Genomic DNA, 717 nt, shown 5'->3' with positions numbered 1-717 from the left:
CATGTCGAAATAATTAGGAAACCACTTAGACAGGCAGGAAATCAGAATGGAAAACACAGTTGCATTTCAAGAAATCGAAACCGCGATGAAAAAAGCAAAGGATCGTCGGATGTACGAACGATACCAGACACTTTATTTGTATCTGCAAGGAACCGAAGTGGAGCAGATTGCCCATATCATCAACCGAAATGCAAAAACGGTAAAGGGTTACATCAAGGCTTATAAAACGGGAGGACTTCCTGGTCTGCAATTGAGCCATTCTCCAGGCGCACCCGTCCGACTAACCAAAGAACAGCAGGAAAAATTGAAACAGATCATTGTGGGCTCCATTCCGCATGATGTGGGTTTTACAGCACGGCACAATTGGACACTGGAGATCATTGCTGCCTATATCAAACGGGAATTTGGCCAGTCGTATTCGCTTCGTGGCATCTCCAAAATGATGCACCGTCAGGGACTAAGCTACACCAAGCCAACCTATACCTTGGCAGCGGCTGATGAAGAAAAACAAAGGGTATTTTCAGAAGTCACGTTTCCGGATTTAAAAAAAGATACATGAATGACGAAATCGACCATTTGCTATTTGAAGACGAGTCCATGATCCGCGATTACCAAGCGATTCAAAAAACGTGGTTTCTCCGCGGCAAGCAGCGTATCATCCAAACCACAGGCAAACATCGCGGTGTAAAGCTTCTTGCAACCGTCGATTACGCAACA

General features: G+C 45.0%; 1 protein-coding gene. It reads left to right on the top strand.

Translation table 11 applies throughout. The features are described 5' to 3' along the window. The first annotated feature begins 46 nt into the window (after nucleotides 1-46). Nucleotides 47-559: a helix-turn-helix domain-containing protein gene (locus ACFQ0N_RS38240; protein ID WP_379335742.1), complete on the top strand. Its 513-nt coding sequence runs from the start codon at nucleotides 47-49 to the stop codon at nucleotides 557-559. The last annotated feature ends 158 nt before the right edge of the window (nucleotides 560-717 follow it).

This window comes from Paenibacillus sp. GCM10027626, assembly GCF_042676285.1.
Taxonomy (GTDB): Bacteria; Bacillota; Bacilli; order Paenibacillales; family Paenibacillaceae; genus Paenibacillus_Z.
Note: the sequence above shows the minus strand (reverse complement) of the source record. Positions and strands in the feature narration are given on the sequence as shown.

What these genes read in the sequence shown, in the direction of transcription:
- ACFQ0N_RS38240 (WP_379335742.1), top strand. Translation starts at nt 47, where the DNA reads ATGGAAAACACAGTTGCATTTCAAGAAATCGAAACCGCGATGAAAAAA.